Annotated in this window: 27 protein-coding genes; 13 read left to right on the forward strand and 14 right to left on the reverse strand. The window is 63.7% G+C overall.

Annotated features, from left to right (window positions below):
* The first annotated feature begins 186 nt into the window (after nt 1-186).
* On the forward strand, nt 187-1,182 hold the full coding sequence (locus tag ACPS74_RS09540; RefSeq protein ID WP_018406282.1) for a 2-hydroxyacid dehydrogenase: 996 nt from the start codon (nt 187-189) through the stop codon (nt 1,180-1,182).
* 62 nt (nt 1,183-1,244) lie between these two features.
* Nucleotides 1,245-1,739 (forward strand): META domain-containing protein, encoded by a 495-nt coding sequence (locus ACPS74_RS09545; RefSeq protein ID WP_239753717.1) that lies wholly within the window; start codon nt 1,245-1,247, stop codon nt 1,737-1,739.
* Nucleotides 1,740-1,872: 133 nt separating this feature from the next.
* Here ACPS74_RS09545 and ACPS74_RS09550 read toward each other — a convergent pair whose 3' ends face one another.
* The 5 genes from ACPS74_RS09550 to ACPS74_RS09570 form a co-directional block, all read right to left on the reverse strand.
* Complete coding sequence (locus ACPS74_RS09550) at nt 1,873-2,691, reverse strand: universal stress protein (RefSeq protein ID WP_029651305.1); 819 nt, start codon at nt 2,689-2,691, stop codon at nt 1,873-1,875.
* 74 nt (nt 2,692-2,765) lie between these two features.
* Nucleotides 2,766-4,259 (reverse strand): histidine--tRNA ligase, encoded by a 1,494-nt coding sequence (hisS, locus tag ACPS74_RS09555; protein WP_029651306.1) that lies wholly within the window; start codon nt 4,257-4,259, stop codon nt 2,766-2,768.
* 84 nt (nt 4,260-4,343) lie between these two features.
* Complete coding sequence (locus tag ACPS74_RS09560) at nt 4,344-4,817, reverse strand: GIY-YIG nuclease family protein (protein WP_029651307.1); 474 nt, start codon at nt 4,815-4,817, stop codon at nt 4,344-4,346.
* 212 nt (nt 4,818-5,029) lie between these two features.
* Nucleotides 5,030-6,958 (reverse strand): 1-deoxy-D-xylulose-5-phosphate synthase, encoded by a 1,929-nt coding sequence (dxs, locus tag ACPS74_RS09565; protein WP_029651308.1) that lies wholly within the window; start codon nt 6,956-6,958, stop codon nt 5,030-5,032.
* Nucleotides 6,959-7,107: 149 nt separating this feature from the next.
* Nucleotides 7,108-7,635 carry a L,D-transpeptidase gene (locus ACPS74_RS09570; protein WP_239753716.1) on the reverse strand — a complete coding sequence of 176 codons (528 nt, stop codon included), beginning with the start codon at nt 7,633-7,635 and terminating at the stop codon, nt 7,108-7,110.
* 342 nt (nt 7,636-7,977) lie between these two features.
* Between ACPS74_RS09570 and lptM the strand changes: the two genes are divergently transcribed.
* Nucleotides 7,978-8,268 carry an LPS translocon maturation chaperone LptM gene (gene lptM, locus ACPS74_RS09575; RefSeq protein ID WP_239753714.1) on the forward strand — a complete coding sequence of 97 codons (291 nt, stop codon included), beginning with the start codon at nt 7,978-7,980 and terminating at the stop codon, nt 8,266-8,268.
* A gap of 4 nt (nt 8,269-8,272) precedes the next feature.
* On the forward strand, nt 8,273-9,541 hold the full coding sequence (gene lysA / locus ACPS74_RS09580) for a diaminopimelate decarboxylase (RefSeq protein WP_029648180.1): 1,269 nt from the start codon (nt 8,273-8,275) through the stop codon (nt 9,539-9,541).
* Nucleotides 9,542-9,549: 8 nt separating this feature from the next.
* Here the strand turns inward: lysA and ACPS74_RS09585 are convergent, their stop codons facing one another.
* The gene (locus ACPS74_RS09585) at nt 9,550-9,978 is read right to left on the reverse strand and encodes a hypothetical protein (RefSeq protein ID WP_029648179.1); all 429 of its coding nucleotides are present in this window, start codon (nt 9,976-9,978) and stop codon (nt 9,550-9,552) included.
* 267 nt (nt 9,979-10,245) lie between these two features.
* On the opposite strand from ACPS74_RS09585, the gene ACPS74_RS09590 reads away from it, so the two are divergent.
* Complete coding sequence (locus tag ACPS74_RS09590; protein ID WP_029648178.1) at nt 10,246-10,521, forward strand: DUF3303 domain-containing protein; 276 nt, start codon at nt 10,246-10,248, stop codon at nt 10,519-10,521.
* A gap of 10 nt (nt 10,522-10,531) precedes the next feature.
* Here the strand turns inward: ACPS74_RS09590 and ACPS74_RS09595 are convergent, their stop codons facing one another.
* Nucleotides 10,532-11,542, reverse strand: a complete 1,011-nt coding sequence (locus ACPS74_RS09595; protein ID WP_029648177.1) for an NAD-dependent epimerase/dehydratase family protein — start codon at nt 11,540-11,542, stop codon at nt 10,532-10,534.
* Nucleotides 11,543-11,672: 130 nt separating this feature from the next.
* Between ACPS74_RS09595 and ACPS74_RS09600 the strand changes: the two genes are divergently transcribed.
* From ACPS74_RS09600 to ACPS74_RS09615, 4 genes are all read left to right on the forward strand, one after another.
* Nucleotides 11,673-12,290 carry a cytochrome b/b6 domain-containing protein gene (locus ACPS74_RS09600; protein WP_029648176.1) on the forward strand — a complete coding sequence of 206 codons (618 nt, stop codon included), beginning with the start codon at nt 11,673-11,675 and terminating at the stop codon, nt 12,288-12,290.
* Nucleotides 12,287-13,027 (forward strand): molybdopterin-dependent oxidoreductase, encoded by a 741-nt coding sequence (locus tag ACPS74_RS09605; RefSeq protein ID WP_029648175.1) that lies wholly within the window; start codon nt 12,287-12,289, stop codon nt 13,025-13,027. The genes ACPS74_RS09600 and ACPS74_RS09605 overlap by 4 nt, the downstream gene beginning before the upstream one ends.
* Before the next feature lie 113 nt (nt 13,028-13,140).
* The gene (locus tag ACPS74_RS09610; protein WP_029648174.1) at nt 13,141-13,329 is read left to right on the forward strand and encodes a hypothetical protein; all 189 of its coding nucleotides are present in this window, start codon (nt 13,141-13,143) and stop codon (nt 13,327-13,329) included.
* Nucleotides 13,330-13,595: 266 nt separating this feature from the next.
* A complete protein-coding gene (locus tag ACPS74_RS09615) occupies nt 13,596-13,811 on the forward strand; it encodes a hypothetical protein (protein ID WP_029648173.1) in 216 nt (71 codons plus the stop codon).
* Between the two features lie 21 nt (nt 13,812-13,832).
* On the opposite strand, the gene truA is transcribed toward ACPS74_RS09615, so the two are convergent.
* The 5 genes from truA to def all read right to left on the reverse strand — a co-directional run bounded on the left by truA (nt 13,833) and on the right by def (nt 16,965).
* Nucleotides 13,833-14,573, reverse strand: coding sequence for a tRNA pseudouridine(38-40) synthase TruA (gene truA / locus ACPS74_RS09620; RefSeq protein WP_029648172.1), 741 nt, complete (start codon nt 14,571-14,573; stop codon nt 13,833-13,835).
* A gap of 61 nt (nt 14,574-14,634) precedes the next feature.
* Nucleotides 14,635-15,030 (reverse strand): HEPN domain-containing protein, encoded by a 396-nt coding sequence (locus tag ACPS74_RS09625; RefSeq protein ID WP_029648171.1) that lies wholly within the window; start codon nt 15,028-15,030, stop codon nt 14,635-14,637.
* Nucleotides 15,027-15,350, reverse strand: a complete 324-nt coding sequence (locus tag ACPS74_RS09630; protein WP_029648170.1) for a nucleotidyltransferase domain-containing protein — start codon at nt 15,348-15,350, stop codon at nt 15,027-15,029. Before ACPS74_RS09630 ends, ACPS74_RS09625 begins: the two co-directional genes overlap by 4 nt.
* 76 nt (nt 15,351-15,426) lie before the next feature.
* Nucleotides 15,427-16,383 (reverse strand): methionyl-tRNA formyltransferase, encoded by a 957-nt coding sequence (gene fmt, locus ACPS74_RS09635; RefSeq protein ID WP_051381660.1) that lies wholly within the window; start codon nt 16,381-16,383, stop codon nt 15,427-15,429.
* 15 nt (nt 16,384-16,398) lie between these two features.
* The gene (gene def, locus ACPS74_RS09640) at nt 16,399-16,965 is read right to left on the reverse strand and encodes a peptide deformylase (protein WP_018406301.1); all 567 of its coding nucleotides are present in this window, start codon (nt 16,963-16,965) and stop codon (nt 16,399-16,401) included.
* Nucleotides 16,966-17,130: 165 nt separating this feature from the next.
* Between def and ACPS74_RS09645 the strand changes: the two genes are divergently transcribed.
* The 4 genes from ACPS74_RS09645 to ACPS74_RS09660 all read left to right on the forward strand — a co-directional run bounded on the left by ACPS74_RS09645 (nt 17,131) and on the right by ACPS74_RS09660 (nt 20,225).
* Nucleotides 17,131-17,691 (forward strand): LemA family protein, encoded by a 561-nt coding sequence (locus ACPS74_RS09645; RefSeq protein ID WP_029648168.1) that lies wholly within the window; start codon nt 17,131-17,133, stop codon nt 17,689-17,691.
* Nucleotides 17,692-17,835: 144 nt separating this feature from the next.
* Complete coding sequence (locus ACPS74_RS09650; protein WP_029648167.1) at nt 17,836-18,954, forward strand: M48 family metallopeptidase; 1,119 nt, start codon at nt 17,836-17,838, stop codon at nt 18,952-18,954.
* 378 nt (nt 18,955-19,332) lie between these two features.
* Nucleotides 19,333-19,815 (forward strand): flavodoxin FldA, encoded by a 483-nt coding sequence (gene fldA / locus ACPS74_RS09655; RefSeq protein WP_029648166.1) that lies wholly within the window; start codon nt 19,333-19,335, stop codon nt 19,813-19,815.
* Entirely contained in the window at nt 19,794-20,225 is a 432-nt protein-coding gene (locus tag ACPS74_RS09660) for a DUF2023 family protein (protein WP_029648165.1), read from the forward strand. The genes fldA and ACPS74_RS09660 overlap by 22 nt, the downstream gene beginning before the upstream one ends.
* A gap of 26 nt (nt 20,226-20,251) precedes the next feature.
* Here the strand turns inward: ACPS74_RS09660 and ACPS74_RS09665 are convergent, their stop codons facing one another.
* Together ACPS74_RS09665 and ACPS74_RS09670 are read right to left on the reverse strand one after the other, a co-directional pair.
* Nucleotides 20,252-21,151, reverse strand: coding sequence for an alpha/beta hydrolase (locus ACPS74_RS09665; RefSeq protein WP_029648164.1), 900 nt, complete (start codon nt 21,149-21,151; stop codon nt 20,252-20,254).
* Nucleotides 21,148-22,026, reverse strand: coding sequence for a tetratricopeptide repeat protein (locus ACPS74_RS09670; RefSeq protein WP_029648163.1), 879 nt, complete (start codon nt 22,024-22,026; stop codon nt 21,148-21,150). The genes ACPS74_RS09665 and ACPS74_RS09670 overlap by 4 nt, the downstream gene beginning before the upstream one ends.
* Between the last annotated feature and the right edge of the window lie 39 nt (nt 22,027-22,065).

Here is a 22,065-nt window from a genome sequence, read left to right on the forward strand (position 1 = left end):
TAGGAAGTCGAATGCGTCCGCCGAGGAGGCGTATTGGTTTTGTCGCTGACCGTCGTTAAGACCCGGTTGAAGCCGGCGAAACACGCCGGCGTCTTTTCATCCGCCGCGGCGACGCGGCGAAGCTCATAGCGCAATCGCAGAAACGCTGCTGCAACACAACATAAACGCGGAGGCACGACCAGGGATATGCCGAAAAAGAAGCCGCTCGTTGTCGTGTCGCGCCGGCTGCCCGAGGTCATCGAAACCCGCATGTGCGAGTTGTTCGACACGCGCCTCAACGAAAGCGACAAGCCGCTCACTCATGATGAACTCGTCGAGGCCATGCGCACGGCCGACGTGCTGGTGCCGACCATCACCGACCGTATCGATTCCCATCTGATCGCCCAGGCCGGCGAGCAAATGAAGCTGATCGCCAATTTCGGCAATGGCGTCGACAATATCGACGTCGCCTCGGCGCTCGATCGCTCCATCACCGTCACCAACACGCCCGGCGTTCTGACCGAAGACACGGCCGACATGACGATGGCGCTGATCCTTTCGGTGGCGCGTCGTCTCGTCGAAGGCGCGAGCGCCATTCCCGACGGCGCTTGGGCGGGCTGGTCGCCGACCTGGATGCTCGGCCACCGGATCACCGGCAAGAGGCTCGGCATCGTCGGCATGGGCCGGATCGGCCAAGCCTTGGCGCGGCGCGCGAAAAGCTTCGGACTTTCAATCCACTACCATAATCGTCGGCGAGTCTCGGCCGATCTCGAAGAGCAATTGGAGGCGACCTATTGGGAGTCGCTCGACCAGATGCTGGCGCGAGTCGACGTCGTGTCGATCCACTGTCCGCATACGCCGGCCACCTATCACCTTCTCTCCGCCCGCAGACTGGCGCATCTGCGTCCGCACGCGATTCTGATCAACACCGCGCGCGGCGAGATCGTCGACGAGAACGCCCTGGTGCGCATGCTTGAAGCGGATGAGATGGCCGGCGCCGGGCTCGACGTCTTCGAGCATGAACCCGCCGTCTCTCCCAAATTATTGAAGCTCGCCAAGGCCGGCAAAGTCACGCTGCTCCCGCATATGGGCTCGGCGACGATTGAAGGCCGCATCGATATGGGCGAGAAAGTGATCATCAACATCAAAACCTTCATGGACGGCCACCGTCCGCCTGACCGCGTCCTGCCGAGCATGCTATAAGGCTGCGCCGCGGGCCGGGACCGCCTGGCGCGGGTCGCTTTATGGGGAGGATGATTGACGCGATGAACAGGATTTTGCTCGCCCTAGCCGCCTCGCTCTGCGCCGTCGCGCTCGCCTCCGGGCCTACCGACGCCAAGAGCGCGAAGAGCGCCAAGCCGCCTCAAGGCGCGGAGCAGAAGCAGCCGGAAGACGAAAACAAAGAGACGGGCGGACTTCCGCGTTATCAGCCGTTCCCGCACAATCAGAATTTCGTGCTCAAGGAGATCAACGGCAAAGCGCCGCCGGTGGAGATGTGGATCTCGATCGACTCAACGGGCCGCGCCAACGGTTTTTCGGGCTGCAAGAACTGGTCGGGCATCTTCATCATCGGCCCCAACCGCCTCGGACCGCGCACCATGCCGGCGGTCAACGAACGCAAATGTGAAGGCCCGCTCGCCGCCTTCGAGCGCGACTATTGGGCGGTCCTGCTCTCGGGCCCCTATTGGGACACCAAGGGCGACGACCTCATCCTGAAGGGCGCGCAGGGCGGCGTGCTGCATTTCCAGCGCTCGCTGTAAAACGGTTGCGACGGCGGCCCGGCGCTCGCGCGTTGAGCGACATTTCCGAATAGGCTCTCAAGACTCGGACCGCGACTCTGGCGTCCCGATCAGGCCTTCGGCCTGTCGGGAGCAAGCGGCGATGCGCCGGCGATTATTTCACCGGCGACGCAAGTAGCGGACAGGGCGCCTCGTGCAGCACGCGCTGCGTCGTCGAGCCGCGCAGCGCCTCCAGCAGGCCCTTTCGGCCACGCGTCGGCATGGCGATCATGTCGGCCTTAATCTCCTGCGCGTAGGAGAGAATGGTTTCAACGACCGGCCCGCGGCGCAGCTCGATGTGCGGCAGCAGCCCTTCAAAAAGCGGCAGATCTTCGCCGACATGCAGCAGCATGACGTCGGCTGCCGGGTTGAGACAATGCGCGACCGCGGCGACGTGGCGGAAGGCGTCGAGCGGCGAGACCGTCGCCTCGACCGGCATCAGCACCGTATTCAGCGAGACGGCGCCCGTCTCGCGGTCGACGAAGCCTTTCTGGTCCTCGCGCAGGAACAGCGCCGGCACATGCGTCTCGCGCGCCGTTTCCTCCGCGACTGAGCTGGCGAGCAGCCGCTCCAAAGCGCTGCGCGGCCGGGTCATCATTACAAGAAGATCGCACAGGTGCCGCTCGACATAGGCGGCGACGCCGACGACGGGCGATTCCGATTCAACCGACGCTTTGACGAATTTAACGCCGAGCTGCTCGGCGACGTCCTCACGCGTCGCGGTGGGCGCGATCATTTTCCAGCGCGCCAGCATCTCGCGCACCTGCGGAAATCGGCTCCAATCGTCCTCGTCGGTCTCGGGCGCTTCGATGTGCAGAACATGAAACATGCTCTTACAGGCCACGGCGATGCGCAGCGCATGTGCAAAGGCGTCCTGGCTTGCGAAGGAGAGATCGGTGGGATGGACGATTGATTTGGGCGTGTCGCCATTCATCTGCGTTTGCTCCTCTATCCCTTCGCAAAACTATACGCGGCTGCGCGCCTGGCAATGATCAGCTTCGCCGCAGGTTAAATTTGTTCCTTGAGCGCCTTTTGGACTTCTTCGACCAGTTCGGCTTCCGGCACGGCGTATTGGGCGGGGCGAAGCGCCTTCCATTGCTCGTTGGTGGCGATACTGGCGGCGGCCTTCGCGCCGGCGACGAGATCCTTGATGGTGACTTCCCCTCGCGCCTTTTCGTCGGAGCCCTGGATGATCGCAAGCGGGCTGTTGCGCCGGTCCGCGTATTTCATCTGCGCCTTCATGCCGGCCGCGCCGAGATAGATTTCGGCGGCGATCCCCGCGCCCCGCAGCTGCGCCGCCATCCGCTGATAGTCGGCGAGCCTGTCGCGATCGAGCACCAGCACCACCACCGGACCAACATGCGGACGCGCCGAGACGATGGGGCTGCCGATGAGTTTTAAGGCCGCGAAGAGCCTGGAAACGCCGATCGAGAAGCCGGTCGCCGGCGTATTTTCCGATCTGAAACGCCCGACGAGTCCGTCGTAGCGTCCCCCGCCCCCCACGGAGCCGAAGCGCACGGGATTTCCCTTCTCGTCTTTGGTTTCAAAGGTGAGGTCGGCCTCGAAAACGGGGCCGGTGTAATATTCAAGGCCGCGCACCACGGAAGGGTCGATGCGGATGCGATCCGGCCCAAAGCCCGCATCGCGCGCAAGATCTTCGATTTCCAAAAGCTCCTCTGCGCCCTGGGCGCCGACCTCGCTCCTGCCGAGCAGGCCGAAGAGATCGAAAGGCGGCGCGCCGTCCCGATATTGCCCACCGAGGCTGAAGGACAGGATCGTGTCGATCGCCGGCAGCGGTAGGCCCGCGCCCTTGGTGAAATCCCCGCTGTCGTCCTTGCGGCCCTCGCCCAGCAACTGCCGGACGCCGTCGGGGCCTAGCCGGTCGAGCTTGTCGATGGCGCGCAGCACGACGAGGCGGCGGCCCGCGTTCTCCTCGCCGGCAAGGCCGATCGACTGCATCACGCCGTCGAGCACCTTGCGGCTGTTGATCTTGATGACGTAGTCGCCGCGGGCGATCCCTAAGCGCTCCATGGCGTTCGCGGCCATCATGCAGATCTCGGCGTCGGCCGCGGGGGAGGCGGAGCCGACGGTGTCGGCGTCGAACTGCATGAATTGCCGAAACCGTCCCGGCCCCGGCTTCTCGTTCCGATAGACATTGCCAACGCGATAAGATCGATAGGGCTTTGGCAGCCGGTCGAAATTCTGCGCGACGAAACGCGCCAGCGGCGCGGTCAAATCGTAACGCAGCGACAGCCATTGCTCGTCGTCGTCCTGAAAGGAGAAGACCCCCTCATTTGGCCGATCCTGGTCCGGCAGGAACTTGCCGAGCGCGTCGGTGTATTCGATCGCCGGCGTCTCGAGCGCTTCGAAGCCATACAGCTCATAGACCTCGCGGATGACATCGAGCATCCGGCCCGTGGCGGCGAGTTCGCCTGCCTCGCGGTCCGCGAGCCCGCGCGGCGTGCGCGCCTCAACTTTGGTTTTGATTTCGTCTTTGGACATGCCGCTGGTTCCGGTGCGCAACGCCCACCCTCCCTTAAGGGGGAGGGTCGCATCGCAAGGCGATGCCGGCTGGGGTGAGCGCCCCTAACGGAGCCGCCCCCTCCCGGCCGCCTCAAGGGGGAGGTGGGATTCGGTCGTCTTCCTAGCACTTTCCCACTGAGAGGGAAGAGGCGCGCCCTCCGGCCAGAATCGTAAATGCGCCGCGCAGCGCCGGCAATCCGAACTGCCGAAGCCCGGCAGCGGGATCGGGAAGCCGTCGAGTGCGGCGTTCAGCGCGCATTCGTCGCCCTGTTCCTCGACAAAGGCGCCGAGCAGGCTCGCCCCAGCGGTGAGCTGGTCAATATGCCAGTGGGCCCGCTTGTGCGGTCGCATGTGTCGCGCCAATCGCGCCCGCAACCCGCCGGGGCCGTGCGCCGAGCCGCAATAGAGATAATCGCCGGCGGGAAGCGTCGCCGAGTTTTTCCCGACGCGAACGTTGAGCGGCGCGCCCAGTCGCAAGGCCAGCGCATAGGCGCCGGGCGTCGCGGGCGCGTCGGCGGCGGAGGCGACGAAAATCATCGGCACGCTCAATCAAAGTCCCGGGCGCCAACCCTCTCCCACAGGGAGAGGGTGGCTGCGGAGCAGCCCGGGTGAGGGGTTTGGCTCTGGTGATTTTATTCGTGTCGAAGAGAATTTCGTCGGGCGGACGCTCGCTCAAGCAAGCGAGTCCCCCTCTCCCGGTCGCCTCCGGCGACCACCCTCTCCCGCAGGGAGAGGGTTGGCGCGCGCCCTTAGGCGATCATCACCCGCGCCGCGGCCTTTTCATCGCCCAGGAGCTCCAGCGCCTTGCCGACGATCGCCTTGCTGTCGAGCATCGCCTTGGCGATCATCAACTCATGCTTGTCATGATCGATATAGGCGTCCGGCAGAGTCATGCTGCGGAACTTAAATGCGCCGCGCACGCCGTCCAGCATCCCATCTTCGGAGAGCGCCTGAAAGACCTGGGAGCCAAAACCGCCGATGGATCCTTCTTCGACGACGATAAGCGCCTCGTGGTTGGCGGCGAGCCGGCGTAGCAGGTCACGGTCGATGGGCTTGGCGAAGCGGGCGTCCGCGACGGTGGTCGAGACGCCGTAACTTTCGAGCTCCGCCGCCGCCTTCAGGGAGTCCGCGAGCCGCGTGCCGAGCGAGAGGATCGCGACCTTCGAGCCTTCGCGCAGGATACGGCCCTTGCCGATCTCGAGAATGTCGCCCCGTTCCGGCAGCTCGACGCCGAGGCCCTCGCCGCGGGGATAGCGGAAAGCGCTCGGGCCGTCGTCATAGGCGGCCGCCGTCGCCACCATATGCATCAACTCGCCCTCGTCGGAGGGCGCCATGATGACGAAACCCGGCAGACAGCCGAGATAGGCGAGATCGAAGGCGCCCGCGTGCGTCGGACCGTCGGCGCCGACGAGGCCGGCGCGGTCGATGGCGAAGCGCACCGGCAGGTTCTGGATCGCCACATCGTGGACGACCTGATCGTAGCCGCGCTGCAGGAAAGTCGAATACAGCGCGCAGAAGGGCTTATAGCCCTCGCAGGCGAGGCCCGCGGCGAAGGTGACCGCGTGCTGCTCGGCGATGGCCACGTCGAAGGTGCGATGCGGGAAGGCCTTGCCGAAAATGTCGAGGCCGGTGCCCGACGGCATCGCCGCGGTGATGGCGACGATCTTGTCGTCATGTTCGGCTTCGGCGATCAGCGCCTTGGCGAAAATATTCGTATAGGTCGGCGCATTGGCCTTGGGCTTGATCTGGATGCCCGTCGCGACGTCGAATTTATTGACGGCGTGGCATTTGTCGGCCGATTCCTCCGCCGGCCCAAATCCCTTGCCCTTCTGCGTGACGACGTGAACGAGGACCGGCCCGTCGTCCTTGTCGCGGACATTCTTGAGCACGGGCAGCAGGTGGTCGAGGTTGTGGCCGTCGATCGGCCCGACATAATAGAAGCCGAGCTCCTCGAACATCGTGCCGCCGGTGATGAAGCTGCGCGAGAACTCCTCGGCCTTGCGCGCCTTGTCGTAGATGAAGCGCGGCAAATGGCTGGCGAGCTGTTTGGCGGCTTCGCGGATCGAGCGGTAGGCGCCGCCCGAAACCAGGCGGGCGAGATAGGCGGACATGGCGCCCGTGGGCGGGGCGATCGACATGTCATTGTCGTTCAGAATGACGATCAGGCGAGAGTGCAGCGCCCCGGCGTTGTTCAACGCCTCATAGGCCATGCCGGCCGACATCGAGCTGTCGCCGATCACCGCGACGACGTGATTGTCGCCGTCGGCGAGATCGCGCGCCACGGCCATGCCAAGTCCCGCGGAGATCGACGTCGAGGAATGGCCAGCCCCGAAGGCGTCATATTCGCTTTCGGCGCGCTTGGTGAAGCCGGACAGCCCGCCGCCCATGCGCAGCGTGCGGATGCGGTCGCGCCTGCCGGTGAGGATCTTGTGGGGATAGGTCTGGTGGCCGACGTCCCAGATCACCTTGTCCCGCGGCGTGTCGAAAACATAATGCAGGGCGACCGTCAGCTCGACGACGCCAAGACCCGCGCCAAGATGGCCGCCGGTCACGGACACGGCGTCGATCGTCTCGCGCCGCAAATCCTCCGCGACCTGCTTGAGCTCGCTGGGACGGAGCTTACGCAGATCTTCGGGGGAGGCGATGCGGTCGAGAAGGGGGGTTTTGGATGTCGTCAATGTCTCTACTCTGCTCGTCAACAACAAGCGCCAGAAATCCGAGCATTACCCGTTAATAAGCAGCCCCGCAAACGCGCCACACCCTCCATTTCGATTCAGTCCATGAGTGTTGCCCAGATGCAACGCCGGGCGCTGCGGGTCCGGCAGACCTAATAAGGGGAGTAGCTTTCCATGCCGAAGCCGAATGAGGGCTCTTCGTAAATCGGGCGTGGTCGCCGCGTGATGCGTGGGCGCTCCGCCTCCTGGCGCTCGGCTTCCTGGCGGCCAGCCGCGCGGCGCGCGCCGCCGGTGATTTCGATCGTCGCCCCGTGCTTTTCAACCCAATCAAAGAGTTGCCGCGCGTTTGGAACAGCGAGCCGCACGCAGCCGTGCGAGAGCGGACGGCCCAAACCGCGCTCATAGCTCCCGTGAATGGCGAGGCCGCGCGGTGAAAAGAAGATCGCGTAGGGCATCGGCGCCTGATCATATTCGTCGGAATGATGATCGGCCTCCATGCGCATGACGCTGTAAGTTCCTGCCGGCGTTTCATATCCTCGGCGGCCGCTGGAGATGCTCCACCTGACCGTCTCGCCCTCCGGCGTGACCGCCTCGAGCCTTTGCGCGGCAAGGTCGATGCGGACGCGCACCGCCGCGCCTGCAGGGGCCACCGTCACGAAAACAGCCGCGGCAAGAGCCACGAATAGTCGCTGGAAACTGGCCATGCTCGACCTAAACACGCAGACGCCAAATCGTAAAGGCGCACCGATGGATGGCCCGGCTTTTGGGCTTTCTCGGTTAATTTGGCTCCTTGGAGCGCCGCGTCCAGCCCAGCTGAGGTGTGGTCACGTCGACGGCAATCACTAGCTCCGCGCCCGTTCCTTTGGAACAGCAGAGCTCGTGCTCTTGCGCGCGGCGGTGTTTCAAAGTGCGTGCCTGACTTTCTCTCGCCCGCAAAGAAGCCGATCTTCGTCACGCCTGCGCCCTCGCCTTTTTTTGCTTCATCGCTATAGTGCGCCGGCTCTCCCCTGGGACGAATCGCCGTGACGCCTCCATTGCCGCTCCTCACCCGCCGCCCCTTGGCGGTTCTTGCGCTGGCGCTCGTCGCCGCGAGCCTCGGCGCTTGCGGCCGTCGCGGGCCTGTGGAGCTGCCGCCCGATACGCAGGCGCGCGGGGCGATCCTGCGGGCGGAGGCGGAAGCGAGAGCGGCGCGCGCGGCGCCCCGGCCGGCGGCCGGCGCTCCTGAGACCTCACTCCCGCCGCCGCCTATTCCGGGCACCATCGGCAATCGACCCCCGGCGCAATATCCCTTCCCGCTCGACCCGCTGCTGTAAACCGATGCATCTTTTCGACTATCGAAACGGCGCGCTCCACGCCGAGGAGGTCGCCGTGGCGACGCTCGCCGATGAAGTGGGCACGCCCTTCTATTGCTATTCCGCGGCGACGATCCGACGCCACTATCAGGTGTTTTCGCAGGCCTTCGCCGGCCTCGACGCGCTTGTCTGCTACGCGGTCAAGGCCAACTCGAACCAGGCCGTGCTGCGTCTCCTCGCGCGCGAGGGCGCGGGGATGGACGTGGTCTCCGGCGGAGAGCTGGCGCGGGCGCTCGCCGCCGGCGTCGCGCCTGAAAAAATCACCTTTTCCGGCGTCGGCAAGACGCGTGAGGAGATCGTGGCGGCCCTGGACGCCGGAATCTTCTGTTTCAACGTCGAGTCGGAGCCCGAACTCGAAGCCCTGTCGCAAGCGGCGGTCGCTCTCGGGCGTCCCGCGCGCGTGTCGCTCCGCGTCAACCCGGATGTCGACGCCCGCACCCATAAGAAGATTTCCACCGGCCTCGCCGAAAACAAATTCGGCGTGCCGCTGTCGCGGGCGCGGGAAGTCTACGCCTTCGCCGCCAAGCTCAAGGGAATCGAACTCGCCGGCGCCGACGTGCATATCGGCTCCCAGCTCACCGACCTCGCGCCCTTCGACGAGGCCTTTTCGCTGCTCGCCGAGCTCGTGCGCGACCTGCACGCCGACGGGCACGCTATCTCGCATGTCGATCTCGGCGGCGGGCTGGGGATTCCGTATCACGACGGCGACGATCCGCAGTCCTACCATCCCGAGAAATACGCCGAGATCGTGCGCAGGCATTTCGGCGGGCTCGGCTGCAAGCTGGTGCTGGAGCCGGGACGGCTCATCGTCGGCAACGCCGGCATACTCGTTACGCGCGTCATCTACGTGAAGCATGGCGACGCCAAGACCTTCGTGATCGTCGACGCCGGCATGAACGATCTTATCCGTCCGACGCTTTACGACGCCTGGCACGACATCATCCCCGTCCAAAAGAACGCCGATAGGCCAAAGATCGTCGCCGACGTCGTCGGACCTGTCTGCGAGACGGGCGACTATCTTGCGCATGGACGCGAGATTGCGGAGCCGCGCGCCGGCGAATTGCTCTGCGTGCTAACCGCCGGCGCCTATGGCGCCGTGCAGTCAGGCGCCTACAACACGAGGCCTCTCGTCCCGGAAGTCCTGGTTGACGGCGACCGCTTCGCGGTGATCCGTCCCCGTCCAAGTGTCGCCGCGCTCATTGCGCAGGATCATGTGCCGGCGTGGCTCTCGTAGCGCCGCGGCTAGTGTTTGCGATCGTAAAAATTTACGAAATCATTCGTCGAGAGCGTCGCCACAATATTTGAATCGTCATCAAGAATCTCATAGAGCGGGCCTTCGCGATCGTAGATGGTGAACAGCACGACGACGTCCTGATCGCCGCCGCCTTCTCGATGAGGCTCGTCTGTGGGAGCGCTGACGGTGTAACTGCCCGCCGGCCTGACGTCTTTGAGTTCGCCGTTCGCGTGATAGAGCCGATGTTCTCCCTGAATGACGAAGGTCTTGTTGAGCGCGCAATGTCGGTGAAGCACGATCCGCTGATTGGCTGAAAACTTGAACAGCACATGGAGGACGTTTCGATCATCGACATCCAGGACGGAAAAAAGCAGATGATCGATTCCCTCAAGGCTCTTCCATGGAATATTGCCATCGTTGAAGCTAAACTGCGACATGATGCGCGCTCTCTCTCATCAGTGAAGACGCGCCAATATGACAGGCGCCGCAGCGGCCCGAGAAGGACGCTGGCCTGAAGGGACTTGGGCAATTTTCCTGACGTTATCCCCAGGACACTGCGGCGGCGCACGAAAGCGCTGCGCGCGACAATGACCAAGACCTTGTATGGAATTTCCAATTGAGGCAGCCTTGGGCGCGGCCAGCCGCAAATCTTGAAAAACGCGCTGAATCGTCTTTCGCTTTCCAATCCGCAGGGAGAAACGCCGATGTTGTTTGCGATCTATTATGAGATGACGCCCGAACGTCGCGACGAGGTTCTCAAGCGCTTTCAGAAATTCGGCGACGCCGCCCCAAAGGGCATGAAAGTCGTCGGAAACTGGCTTTCCGTCACGCTGCTCGAGGGCTGGAGCATCGTCGAAGCCAACGACATCGCCGACCTCGGCAAGCTCTTCCAATCCTGGACGGACCTCAACGTCAATCACATCACGCCGGTCTTCGACGAAGACTCCGCGCACAACTTTCTCTCAGCCAAAAAGAAATAAGGGTCGGCGCTCAATAGGCCAGTTCTCCGTGAGCGCCGCGATAGTCGCGATACCATTCGACGAGCGCCGCGACGCCTTCCTCAAGCGACGTATGCGGGCGATAGCCGGTCAACCGCTCTAAGAGATCGGCGCTGGCGAAGGTGCGCGGCACGTCTCCGGGCTGCATGTCAAGATAGTTGCGCTTGGCCTTTTTGCCGAGCGCTCGTTCTATCGTCTCGATAAAGTCGAGAAGTTGCACCGGCGCGCCGCGACCGATGTTCACGACGCGATACGGCGCGACCGGCGAAACGCTGTCATCGCTTGAATCGCGCACGGGAACGCAGTCGATCAACCGCACGACGCCTTCGACGAGGTCTGCGACATAGGTGAAGTCGCGCGACATGTCGCCATGATTATAGATGTCGATGACACGGTCATTCTCGATGGCGTCGACGAACTTCAACGGCGCCATGTCCGGTCGGCCCCACGGGCCGTAGACGGTGAAGAAGCGAAACATCGTCGTCGGGATCGACCACAGATGCGCATAGGAATGCGCCATGGCTTCGCCGGCTTTTTTCGTCGCGGCGTAAAGGGTCAAAGGGAAATCGGTTCGATCGCTCTCGTGAAATGGCACGGTCGGGCTCGCGCCATAGACCGAGCTTGTCGAGGCCCAGAGAAAATGCCGCGGCTTTAGCAGTCGCGCGATCTCCATGACGTTGAAGGCGCCGACGAGATTGGCGTCGACATAGGCGCGCGGATTTTGCAGCGAGTAGCGCACGCCCGCCTGCGCCGCGAGGTGGATGATGACGTCCGGCGCGGCCTGTTCCGCGGCGCGAGTCAGCGCCTCCATGTCCTCCAGCATCGCGATCGTGTCGCGATAGCCGTTGCTGCGCAGCAGAATGGCGCGCCGCGCCTCCTTCAGACCCGGATCGTAATAAGGCGTCATGCCGTCGTAGCCGTCCACCAGATGCCCGGCCTCTAACAGGCGCTTCGCCAAGTGGAAGCCGATGAAGCCTGCCGTGCCGGTCACGAAGACGCGCATGAGCCGCCATATTCCCGCGTGATGAAAGCTTCGCCCTCATGGGCGAAGGCGACCGGCCTGTCAACGGGCCTGCGAGGCCTTCGTTTTCGCCGCCTCAAGCCATATGTTGGCGCAAAGAGGAGAAACCGTCATGGTTGGCGGCGCCGATAAGCCGAGGACGATTCACCCGCTCTTCGTTCGGGTGACGCATTGGGTGAACGCTTTCGCGATCTTCGTCATGGTGCTGAGCGGCTGGCGCATCTACAACGCCTCGCCGCTCTTTGGCTTCGAGTTTCCTAAGGACTTCACTTTGGGTGGTTGGCTCGCGGGCGCGCTCGCTTGGCATTTTGCCGCAATGTGGCTCCTGGCGCTCAACGGCTTCGCTTATCTCGCTTACGGCCTGGTTTCGGGCCACTTCCGAAGAAGCTTCGTGCCGATCTCGCTCCGCGGCGCGATAGACGACGTATTGCTCGCGATGCGAGGCCTCCTGGATCATGCGCCCGGCCGCTACAATGCGGTTCAGCGCCTGTTCTATATCGGCGTCATCCTCGCCGTGATCGTCGCCGTGCTTTCCGGCCTCGCCATCTGGAAGCCTGTGCAGCTCCAAACGCTGACGGCATTGATGGGCGGCTATGAGGCGGCGCGCCGCGTGCATTTCTTCGCCATGGCCGCGATCGTCGCTTTCCTTGTCGTTCACATCGGACTCGCCGTGAGCGTCAAAGGCATTCTGGCCCCGATGTTCACCGGCCGGGCGGAGGCGCCGCGATGAAGCCGCCCCGCAGCGAACGTCTTTCCGCCTTTCGGCCGCAGATCGCGCGACTCGAACGCCGGCTCTTTCTCAAGCAAGGCCTGTCGCTTGGCGCGCTGTCGCTCCTTTCGGGCTGCACCCTGAAAGACGACGACGCCGTCGATCGGCTGCTTATGGCGATGTCGCGCTTCAACGATAAAATCCAGGCGGCGCTTTTCGATCCCGTGAAGCTCGCGCCGACCTATTCTGAGGCGGACGTCACGACGCCCTTCCCCTTCAACGCCTATTACGAAGAGAAGGATGTTCCCCTCATCGACGGCGAGAGCTATCGACTGCAACTCTCCGGCCTCATCGCCGACAAACGGCCGTGGAGCCTCGACGAATTACGCGCGCTGCCACAGTCGAGCCAGATTACGCGACTCGTCTGCGTCGAGGGTTGGAGCGCGATCGGCCAATGGCGCGGCGTCGCCTTTCGCCATTTTCTCGAACGGATCGGCGCCGACCTCACGGCGCGTTACGTCGGTTTCAAATGCGCCGACAAATATTATTCAAGCATCGACATGCCGAGCGCGCTGCATCCGCAAACGCTGCTCGCGCTCGATTTCACCGACGCCAAATACGGCTATCCGCTGCGCCTGCGCCTTCCGACGAAACTCGGATTCAAAAATCCGAAGTTCATCGGCGAGATCTTTGTGACGAATGACTACCCAGGCGGCTATTGGGAGGACAAAGGCTACAATTGGTTCAGTGGCTCTTAACCGGGCGCCCGGCAAGAAAGATTCGTCTCGACTCTTTCTCGCCACTATATATGACTGTCAGTCACGCCCGGGCGGGTAGATGAGTCGGCGCCGAGGCTTCAAGCGAGGCATATATGACCAATCGTCGACCCTCCGTTAACGGCATTCTCGCCGCCGTTCTGTCGGGCAGCATCATCCCCATCCATGGCGCTCTCGCGCAAAAGACGGCGCTTGCCGCGCCGAGGCCGGCCGCGAGGCTGCCTGGGATTTGGCCGGTCAAGATTGAACCCGCGCCTGAAGAGGCGATAGAGCGCGAAGAATAGGAAGCGCCCGACGGCGATTTGATCGGCACGCTGGACCTGACGCCATCGCAGGGACCAATCTGCGCCGCCGAATTTGGCGGCGCTTTCGATTCAGACATTATTTACCAATCGGACGAACGACCTTAAACGGCGCGTTTTTGGTCATGAAATCATCGCAGCTCGGACTTGGGCGGGACGCAACATCATCATGGTTGGCCCGCCTGATGACTATGGGGCGGGCCGGTTGATTCGGCGGGGGGCTCTCACTTCGAGGGGACCAACCAGTGATGAATCAGCGACCCTGCGTGAACGGCATATTGGCTGCCGTGCTATCGGCGAGCTTCCTTCCCATTCATGGCGCGCTTGCCAAGGAAGACAGATCCGCGAACGCGCCCGGCGCCGCGAAACATGCCGCGAAGAAGCCGGCGAAGCCGCCCGCGCCGAAGCAGGACGCGACCAAACCGACGCCGGACGACCAGGCAGGCGCGGGCGACAAGCAGTAGCGGGCGTCCGCGCGCATATCGCTAATAATCAACGCCAACAAGGTAAAGACCGTGCGGCGGCGCGACTTGTCCGCAGCGCGCACGGTCTTTCGCCAAGAGCGCCAGCGCCAGATCCTCGACGCGCCACTTGCCGCTGCCGACATGCTCCAGCGAGCCGGCCATGGAGCGCACCTGATTGTGCAGGAAGGAGCGCGCCGAAGCGACGATCTCGATGCGCTCGCCCTCACGGCGCACGTTAAGACGCTCCAGCGTGCGCATCGGCGAATTCGCCTGGCATTCCGAGGCGCGAAAGGTCGTGAAGTCGTGACGGCCAACGAGAGATTGCGCCGCTTCATGCATGGCTTGCGCATCGAGCGGCCGCTTGACGTGCCAGGCGCGGCCGAGGTTCAGCGCCAAAGGCGCGCGGCGATTGTCGATGATATAGAGATAATGTCGGCGGATCGCGGAAAAGCGCGCCTCGAAATCCTCGCTGACCGCGCGCGCCATGAGCACCGCAATCGGATTTGGCTTTAGATGCGCATTGATCGCGTCGCGCAGCCGATCGACGCGCCAATCGCGCGCAAGATCGATATGCGCAATCTGCCCCAGCGCATGCACGCCGGCGTCGGTGCGGCCCGCGCCATGAACGACGGCGCGCACGCCGCCATTGATTGCGGCGACGGCCTCTTCGAGGCGTTGCTGCACCGAAACGCCATTCGCCTGCCGCTGCCAGCCGACGTAAGGCGCACCGTCATATTCGATCGTCAGCGCGAAGCGGGGCACGGCGAGGTATTGGAGCCTGTTTCGGATTTGTGGTTTTTCATGAGCGGAACACGCAGTCCCTTTACCCGTGCAGCTCTAGCAAACGCGAAACGCCCGCGACAAATTGCGCGGCGCTCTCGATCGCTTGACCGGCCTCAGATAGGCTGACGCCCGCGTCGTCGCCAATTGCATAGTCGGCCGTGGCCTTGAGATTGTATGCACGCGCCAAAAAAGCGGCGAACCCTCGATCGATGCGCGGGTCTTCCTTGGCGAGGCGCGCGAATTCGCTGCGAACCCCATTGTGACTTTTCGCGGCCTTGCCCGTGCGTTCGAAAATGAATGCCTGCGCAGCATGATAGGCGGCGTGATAAGCCGCTCGACCTGCCGCCTCGGCAAGGTCGTTGGCGTGGACGATCCGGGCCTCCTTCAAGGCCTGTTGCGCTTTGGCAAGATACGCGAAGGTTTCGGGCTGCGTCACAGATCGACGCCATCGCGCCGAAGCTCCTGCATGAGCGGGGTGCGAGCGCCGTAGGCGCCGGCGGAGAAGGGCAGCGCATTGATGACGGCGCCGGTGTCATAAAGAATGTCCGTCTCGATTTCGGCGAGGCGCCCGCTTTCTTGCCAGAAGCTCTCCTGCTCTCTCAGGAAAACCGCGACATCGTAATCAGAATCAGGCCGCGCGTCTCCGCGCGCCCGCGAGCCGAACAAAACCGCGCGTTCCAACCGCTCGCCATAGGTCCGGGCGAGCGCGGCGCGGAATCGTGCGAGAATGGGATCGGCAAGCGCCGGCTTCGTCATGCGTGGAGCCTGCCATAATCACACTGAATTTCACACCGGATTTCTGCGGCAGTCGATCGATGAGCATGCAGGCGCACTAGGGGACGTCTCCCTCGCCCTGAGCGCGAGCGACCAGCACAGAGCCAAGCCCGAGTTTTCTTCCGCGCAAAAACTCCTCAATCCCCATTTCGCCCTTGCCAGCGCGTTGCACGCGCAGCAGCCGCAGCGCGCCCGCGCCACAGGCGATGAGCCCGGCGTCGTCGAGCGCGGCGCCCGGCGCTCCCGCTCCCTCCTCGACCCGCGCGCGCAAAACCTTCACGCGCTCGCAGCCGTGGCCGAGATCGGCTTCGAAAAAAGCGCCGGGAAAGGGCGAAAGGCCGCGCACGAGATCATGGAGGTCTTGCGCCGATCGACGCCAATCGATCCGCGCTTCAGCCTTCTCGATCTTTTGCGCATAGCAGGCGCCGTCTTCGGCCTGCGGCGTGAAGCGCAGTTCGCCCTTTGCGAGCAGATCGAGAGCGTCGGCCATCAACGGCGCGCCGAGTTCCGCGAGTCGGTCGTGCAGCTCGCCCGCCGTCATCTCGGCGCCGATCGGCGTTTTCGCCGTCAAGGCGACCGGGCCGGTGTCGAGACCGGCCTCCATCTTCATCACCATGACGCCGCTCTCGGCGTCGCCCGCCATGATCGCGCGCTGAATCGGCGCGGCGCCGCGCCAACGCGGCAGCAGCGAGCCATGCAGGTTGAGGCAGCCGTAGCGCGGCGCGTCGAGGATCGGCTGGGGCAGCAGCAGCCCGTAGGCGGCGACGACGGCGACGTCAGCGTCAAGCGCGGCGAAATCCGCCTGCGCGTCGGCGTTCTTTAAGCTTTTCGGCGAACGAACGGGAAGACCGAGGCTCTCCGCCAAGAGGTGGACGGCGGACTTCTTTTCCGCCATGCCGCGTCCGGCCGGTCGCGGCGGCTGCGTGTAAACCGCCGCAATCTCATGGCCGCGAGAGACGATTTCCTTGAGCAGATGGGCTGCGAAGTCCGGCGTGCCCATGAAGACGACGCGCATTCTGTCGCGCAATCGTCAGGCTCCGGCTTGTTCCGACTGACGCTCCGTGGCGGCGCGATGCTGGGCGGCGATCTCGTCATGGCGCGCCGCCTTGTTGAACTTCTTGACCACGCGCTCGCGCTTTAAGCGCGACAGATGGTCGATGAAGAGCCCGCCTTCGAGGTGATCCAGTTCGTGCTGCACCACGGTCGCGAGCAGGCCTTCGGCGTCGAATTCCTGAACCGCGCCGTCGCGGTCGAGATGACGCAGACGCACCCGCGCCGGCCGTTTCACGTCCTCGAAATAGTCGGGCACGGACAGGCAGCCTTCCTGATAGACGCTCAGTTCCTCCGACGCCCAGATGATTTCCGGGTTGATGAGGAAGAGCGGCGAACGCGTCTCCTCGGTCTTGCCCGTGTCGACGACGACGATGCGCTTGGCCACGGCGACCTGGATCGCCGCGAGGCCGACGCCGGGCGCCTCGTACATGGTCTCCAGCATATCGTCGAGCAGACGCCGCACCTCCGCGTCGACACGGTCGACAGGTTCGGAAATCTTTCGCAGCAGCGGATCCGGAAGCGTGATGATGGGCAGAATGGCCATTGTGTTTCGCCGTGGCTCTTTGCGTTTCCATGAGATAGGCGCGACCGACGCGTCCGTCAAATCGAAAGGGGGGCCCGCGTCCTTGCCTAAGCGCCAAACGCGGCTAACATGCACGGGCAAAAAATGATCGCCGCCGCGCGGAGCGGCGCCTGGAGAGCGCGCGCCATGTCTTTGCTGATTATTCTGGGCCTCGTCGCCGCCGTCGCCTTCTGGCTGGTCAGCGTTTACAACGGCCTCGTGTCGTTGCGCCAGCGCGGCAAGCAGGCCTTTTCCGACGTCAATGTGCAGCTCAAGCAGCGCCACGACCTCGTGCCCAATCTGGTCGAGACGGTAAAGGGCTACGCCACCCATGAGAAAAGCACGCTGGATGACGTGGTCAAGGCGCGCAACGCCGCGGTGACCGCGCAAGGCCCGGCGCAGATAGGGGCGGCCGAGGGCGCGCTGACCGGCGCGCTTTCGCGGCTGATTGCGCTGTCGGAAGCCTATCCGGATCTGAAGGCGAACCAGAATTTCCAGCAGCTGCAGAGCGAGCTGTCTGACATCGAAAACAAGATTTCCGCGGCGCGGCGCTTCCTCAACAATACCGTCGCCGAATACAACGCCACGCGGGAGGGCTTTCCTGGTTTCCTGATCGCGCAGCGCTTCGGCTTCGAGCCGCTCGACTATTTCGAGCTGGACGAAGCGCAGCAGAAGGCCGTCGAAACCCCGCCGAAGGTGGAGTTCTAGGCGCGCGCGGCGCCGCGCAGGTTGTCATTCCCGACAGGCCGAAGGCCTGATCGGGAATCCAGATCTCGCAAAGCGCAATTTTAAGGCCTGGATTCCCGATCAGGCGTTACGAACGCGCGTCGGAATGACAGCAGCAGGAACACCATGTTCAAAGCCTACGGCCTTTATTCCCACATTCGCGCCAACGAACTGCGCTCGGCCTTTCTGCTCGCCGGCTTCGTCGTTCTGCTTCTGGCGCTGATGTTCTCATTCGCACTGCTGATCGAGGCCATGAGCGCGCGGCCCGACGCGCCTTTCGACTACATTTTGGCGCTCGCGGTGGATGATCTGAAACGCGGCTGGCCGATCGGCGTCGTCGCGGCGGGCGCCTGGTTCGTCATCGCCTATCTCTTCCATCAGAAGATGATCGACTTCGCCACCGGCGCTGCGGACCTGTCGCGCGCCGAATCCCCGCGCGTCTACAATCTGCTCGAAAATCTCTGCATCTCCCGCGGCGTGCCGATTCCCGCTCTGCAGCTCATCGAGAGCGACGCGCTCAACGCCTACGCTTCCGGGCTCAAACAGGGACAGTACAAGATCGCGGTGACCCGGGGTCTGACGCGCTATCTGACCGACGCCGAGCTCGAGGCGGTCCTCGCGCATGAATTGACCCACATTCGCAACCGCGACGTTCAGCTTCTCGTGATCGCCGTGATCTTCGCCGGCATTTTCGCCTTCGTCGCCGATCTCACGATCCGCCGCTGGGATTTTCCTTTTGGCTTCTCGCCGCATCGCCCCGAAAGCGACAATGGCCGAAGAGGCAATGGCGGCGCGGCGCTCGCCGTTCTCATCGCCCTGTTCATCATCGCGCTGAGCTGGGGCGCCTCCGTGCTGATCCGCTTCGCCCTGTCGCGCTCGCGCGAATTCCTCGCCGACGCCGGCAGCGTCGAACTGACGAAGAACCCCGACGCGATGATCTCGGCGCTGCGCAAGATCGAAGCGCATGCGGCGATTCCGAACATGCCCTCACGCATGCAGTATTTCTTCATCGAATCGCCGGCGCTGCATCCGGAGTTTGGCTGGCTTGCGACCCATCCGAGCGTCGACGCGCGTGTCGCGGCGCTCGTCGAATTCGGCGGCGGCCGGGATGTGTCGGTTGCGCTTGCAGGAGAAGAACGCGAAGCGATCGATGCGCCGCGCGAGGACGCGGCCGCCTTCCTGCCCAAGGACGGACGCCATCCGCTCTGGCCGCCGCGCGGTCCCTGGGGCAGCGCCAGGCGCTGATCAGCGCGCGGCCTCGGCTCGAAGCGAAGCTTCAAGAGCCGTCTTTTCGGTGACGCCGATCTTCAACATACCCATCCAATCCAGCAGCCCAACGACGCCCGTCTGTGCGCCGACTCTGGAGAGCCTTGGCGTTTGTCGGCCAACTCGAAGCAGCCGCATCGCTCGTCTGTTCGAAGAAAGACTGTGCTTCGTAATTACAATAAATACAAAGTAACAATACATACAATTACACACATTCCAATATATAGTCATTTTATGAGCAATAGATTTGCGCTATACACGGGTCATCAGCAGCGTGTGCTTCCTTAGAGCGGCTCTTTGGGCTTTTCTTGGCTTAACCGCTGACTTCATCGTCCAATTCGCGGAAGAGGCGCGGGCATGAGCATCACGGTCATCTTCGGTTCCGACGGGGGCGCGACGAAGGGGGTTGCTTCAAAAATCTCGAAGAAGTGCCAGGGGCGGTCTGTGGATATCAAGGACGCCACGACCGACGACTTCGAAAATTGCCATCTATTGATCCTGGGTTCTCCCACCTATGGCGACGGCACCTTACAAACCGATTGGGAAGAGAACATCGACAAGCTGCGCGGCGCCAATTTGAACGGCAAGAAAGTCGCCCTTTTCGGCACCGGCGACCAGCAGACCTATCCGCTCTCCTTCGTCGACGCGATGGGCATCCTCTATGACGAAGTGTCGGCGCTCGGCGCCCAGGTGATCGGCTTCACCGAAACCTCCGGCTATGACTATGTCGGCTCCACCGCCGAGCGGGATGGCAAGTTCGTGGGCCTCGCCCTCGACCAGGACACCCAGTCTGGCAAGACCGAGAAAAGAGTGACCGCATGGCTGAGTCAGTTACTTTGATCGACGAGAGCGTTCAGCCCCTGTCGACGCGCGGTGGCTGTGCCGACGCGGCGCCGGTGCTGCGACTCTTTCATCACAACATCTACGAATATGGGCGGGGCGTTCGCGGCCTGTTTCTGATGACCCTTAGCCGTCGGGAACTGGAAGTGACGCTCGGCAAGTTAGAAAGGCAAGGCATCCATCACTTCGTCCAGGAACTCAATCAGTTCAAGGTGAACCTCTTCTTTGGCCGGCCCGCCTACGTCGCCGTGGCGCGTTCCATCGTCACGCGTCCGCTCAACGCGCTCACGGCGGAGGAGGATTTCATGCTTGGCACGCTGCTCGGCTACGATCGCGAGCAGCAGTGCCGCCGCTTTCTCACGCGTTCGGGTCGCGGCACGCCGGAGGACCTGCCTCTGGCGGCCGAATGATGAGAGTGGGCCGGCGCCACGCCTGATCAGCCGGCCGCCTTGGAGGGCGCCTGAGCGACCCGCATTTTCAAAAATTCGATAGCTTTCGCCCGCGAGTCGCGCGCTTCGGGAAGAAAGCTCATCAGCTGCCAGGCGTGCGGCACGCAAGGCCAGATCTCGAGCTGCGCGTCGACCCCCGCCTGCCGTGCGCGCGCGACGAGCCGCGTCGCATCATCTCTCAGCACTTCGTCCGCGCCGACGTGAACGAGCATTGGCGGCAGCCCTGAAAGATCGGCGTAGATCGGCGAAGCGAGCGGATTTCTACCGCTTTGGCGTCCTAGCACGGCGCGGGCGCCGAGCAGAATGTCCTTGCGCGTGAACAGGGGGTCACGTTCTTCATTCTCGCGCATCGAGGCGCCGGTCCCTGCGAGATCGACCCAGGGCGAGGACAGCGCCGCGGCGACGGGCGTTCGCAAACCTTCGTCGCGTATGCGCAGCAACAGCGAGACCGCAAGCCCGCCGCCAGCCGAATCGCCGACGATGACGAAGGGGCCCGGCCGCGCCTCAGTGAGGGTCCGATAGGCGCGCAAAACATCGTCGAGCGCGGCGGGAAAGACATGCTCCGGCGCGAGCCGATAGGCTGGCGCAAAGACGTCGAAGCCCACGCGCGCGAACGCGCGCGAAGCATAGCGAAAAAGCCGCGGCGACCCGATGAGGTAGGCGCCGCCGTGGAGATAGAACAGCGTTGCAATCGCGCCGCCTGAAGCAGGAGTCCAATCGCCAGGAATCTCTGCCGCGAAAGGCGCGCGCCGTTCGGGAGACAGCACTTCGACGAGCCGCTGAAGGCCGCGCAAAGGCGCCGTCAACGCCAAGATGCGCGGCTTAACGAAACGGCGAAGGAAGGCGACGGTCCGCCGCGTCGCCGCGCTCGCGCCGCCGGCGCTCATTTTACCGCGGTCGGCTTCGCCGGCGCGGACGCGCTCGAGAGATAATCGAGCGAGGGATCGTTCAACCCGGCTTCGCGCGACTTGTCGCGCCACTCGCGCGCTTCGGTGAGATTGGCTTCGACACCAAGACCTTCTCCGAGAACATGCGCGAGACGGTTTTGCGCGACGGCGTTGCCTTTGGCCGCCGCTTTGCGAAACCATTGCGCCGCTGCGGCGCGGTCGCGCGGCACGCCGACGCCATTGAACTGGAGAACGGCGAACTCGACCATCGCCGGCGCGAAGTCCAGCTCGGCCCCGCGCCTGAACCATTCCGCGGCTTCGCGCTCGTCCTTGGGAACGCCTCTGCCAGTCTTGTAGAGAAGGCCAAGCGCGTAGAGCGAATCCGCGTCCCCTTTCGCCGCGGCGCGGCGGAAATAGTCAGACGCTCTGCCGAAGTCGGACGGCGCGCCCTCATTTTCGAGCGCGAGCTCCCCGATCAGATGGAGGGCGGCGGGATGATCCTGCGCCGCGGCCTTTTCCAGATAGGCGCGGGCGAGCGCGCGGTTCTTCGGCGCGCCGGCGCCATTGAGCGCCGCAGCGCCGTAGAGATAGGCCGCTTCTTTGTCGCCAGCGTCGGCGCCCTTCTTGAACCACTCCATCGCGGTCGAGAGGTCGCGCCCCACCCCCGCGCCTTCGAGGTAAAGCTGACCGATAAGAGTGAGCGCGGCCGCATCCTTCGGATTGGCGGCGATGCGCTTCTTCGCTTCCTTCATCGCGACCAGATAATCCCCGCGCTGATAGGCGCCGAAGGCGAAGTCTGGCGCGGGCGGCGCATCATTGGCGGCGCGGGCGGCAGGCGCGAGAAAGAGCATGCAACTTGCGATGAACGCCGTCATTGCGAGCGAAGCGAAGCAATCCAGCAAGCATCGTTCGGC

This window comes from Methylocystis sp. SB2, from assembly GCF_049817085.1.
GTDB lineage: Bacteria > Pseudomonadota > Alphaproteobacteria > Rhizobiales > Beijerinckiaceae > Methylocystis > Methylocystis rosea.

Bases quoted from the DNA above. Each gene is read 5' to 3' on its own strand.
- ACPS74_RS09540 (WP_018406282.1), top strand. From the start codon at position 187: ATGCCGAAAAAGAAGCCGCTCGTTGTCGTGTCGCGCCGGCTGCCCGAG.
- ACPS74_RS09545 (WP_239753717.1), top strand. From the start codon at position 1,245: ATGAACAGGATTTTGCTCGCCCTAGCCGCCTCGCTCTGCGCCGTCGCG.
- ACPS74_RS09550 (WP_029651305.1), bottom strand. From the start codon at position 2,691: ATGAATGGCGACACGCCCAAATCAATCGTCCATCCCACCGATCTCTCC.
- hisS (WP_029651306.1), bottom strand. From the start codon at position 4,259: ATGTCCAAAGACGAAATCAAAACCAAAGTTGAGGCGCGCACGCCGCGC.
- ACPS74_RS09560 (WP_029651307.1), bottom strand. From the start codon at position 4,817: ATGATTTTCGTCGCCTCCGCCGCCGACGCGCCCGCGACGCCCGGCGCC.
- lysA (WP_029648180.1), top strand. From the start codon at position 8,273: ATGCATCTTTTCGACTATCGAAACGGCGCGCTCCACGCCGAGGAGGTC.
- ACPS74_RS09585 (WP_029648179.1), bottom strand. From the start codon at position 9,978: ATGTCGCAGTTTAGCTTCAACGATGGCAATATTCCATGGAAGAGCCTT.
- ACPS74_RS09590 (WP_029648178.1), top strand. From the start codon at position 10,246: ATGTTGTTTGCGATCTATTATGAGATGACGCCCGAACGTCGCGACGAG.
- ACPS74_RS09595 (WP_029648177.1), bottom strand. From the start codon at position 11,542: ATGCGCGTCTTCGTGACCGGCACGGCAGGCTTCATCGGCTTCCACTTG.
- ACPS74_RS09600 (WP_029648176.1), top strand. From the start codon at position 11,673: ATGGTTGGCGGCGCCGATAAGCCGAGGACGATTCACCCGCTCTTCGTT.
- ACPS74_RS09605 (WP_029648175.1), top strand. From the start codon at position 12,287: ATGAAGCCGCCCCGCAGCGAACGTCTTTCCGCCTTTCGGCCGCAGATC.
- ACPS74_RS09610 (WP_029648174.1), top strand. From the start codon at position 13,141: ATGACCAATCGTCGACCCTCCGTTAACGGCATTCTCGCCGCCGTTCTG.
- ACPS74_RS09615 (WP_029648173.1), top strand. From the start codon at position 13,596: ATGAATCAGCGACCCTGCGTGAACGGCATATTGGCTGCCGTGCTATCG.
- ACPS74_RS09630 (WP_029648170.1), bottom strand. From the start codon at position 15,350: ATGACGAAGCCGGCGCTTGCCGATCCCATTCTCGCACGATTCCGCGCC.
- fmt (WP_051381660.1), bottom strand. From the start codon at position 16,383: ATGCGCGTCGTCTTCATGGGCACGCCGGACTTCGCAGCCCATCTGCTC.
- def (WP_018406301.1), bottom strand. From the start codon at position 16,965: ATGGCCATTCTGCCCATCATCACGCTTCCGGATCCGCTGCTGCGAAAG.
- ACPS74_RS09645 (WP_029648168.1), top strand. From the start codon at position 17,131: ATGTCTTTGCTGATTATTCTGGGCCTCGTCGCCGCCGTCGCCTTCTGG.
- ACPS74_RS09650 (WP_029648167.1), top strand. From the start codon at position 17,836: ATGTTCAAAGCCTACGGCCTTTATTCCCACATTCGCGCCAACGAACTG.
- fldA (WP_029648166.1), top strand. From the start codon at position 19,333: ATGAGCATCACGGTCATCTTCGGTTCCGACGGGGGCGCGACGAAGGGG.
- ACPS74_RS09660 (WP_029648165.1), top strand. From the start codon at position 19,794: ATGGCTGAGTCAGTTACTTTGATCGACGAGAGCGTTCAGCCCCTGTCG.
- ACPS74_RS09665 (WP_029648164.1), bottom strand. From the start codon at position 21,151: ATGAGCGCCGGCGGCGCGAGCGCGGCGACGCGGCGGACCGTCGCCTTC.
- ACPS74_RS09670 (WP_029648163.1), bottom strand. From the start codon at position 22,026: ATGACGGCGTTCATCGCAAGTTGCATGCTCTTTCTCGCGCCTGCCGCC.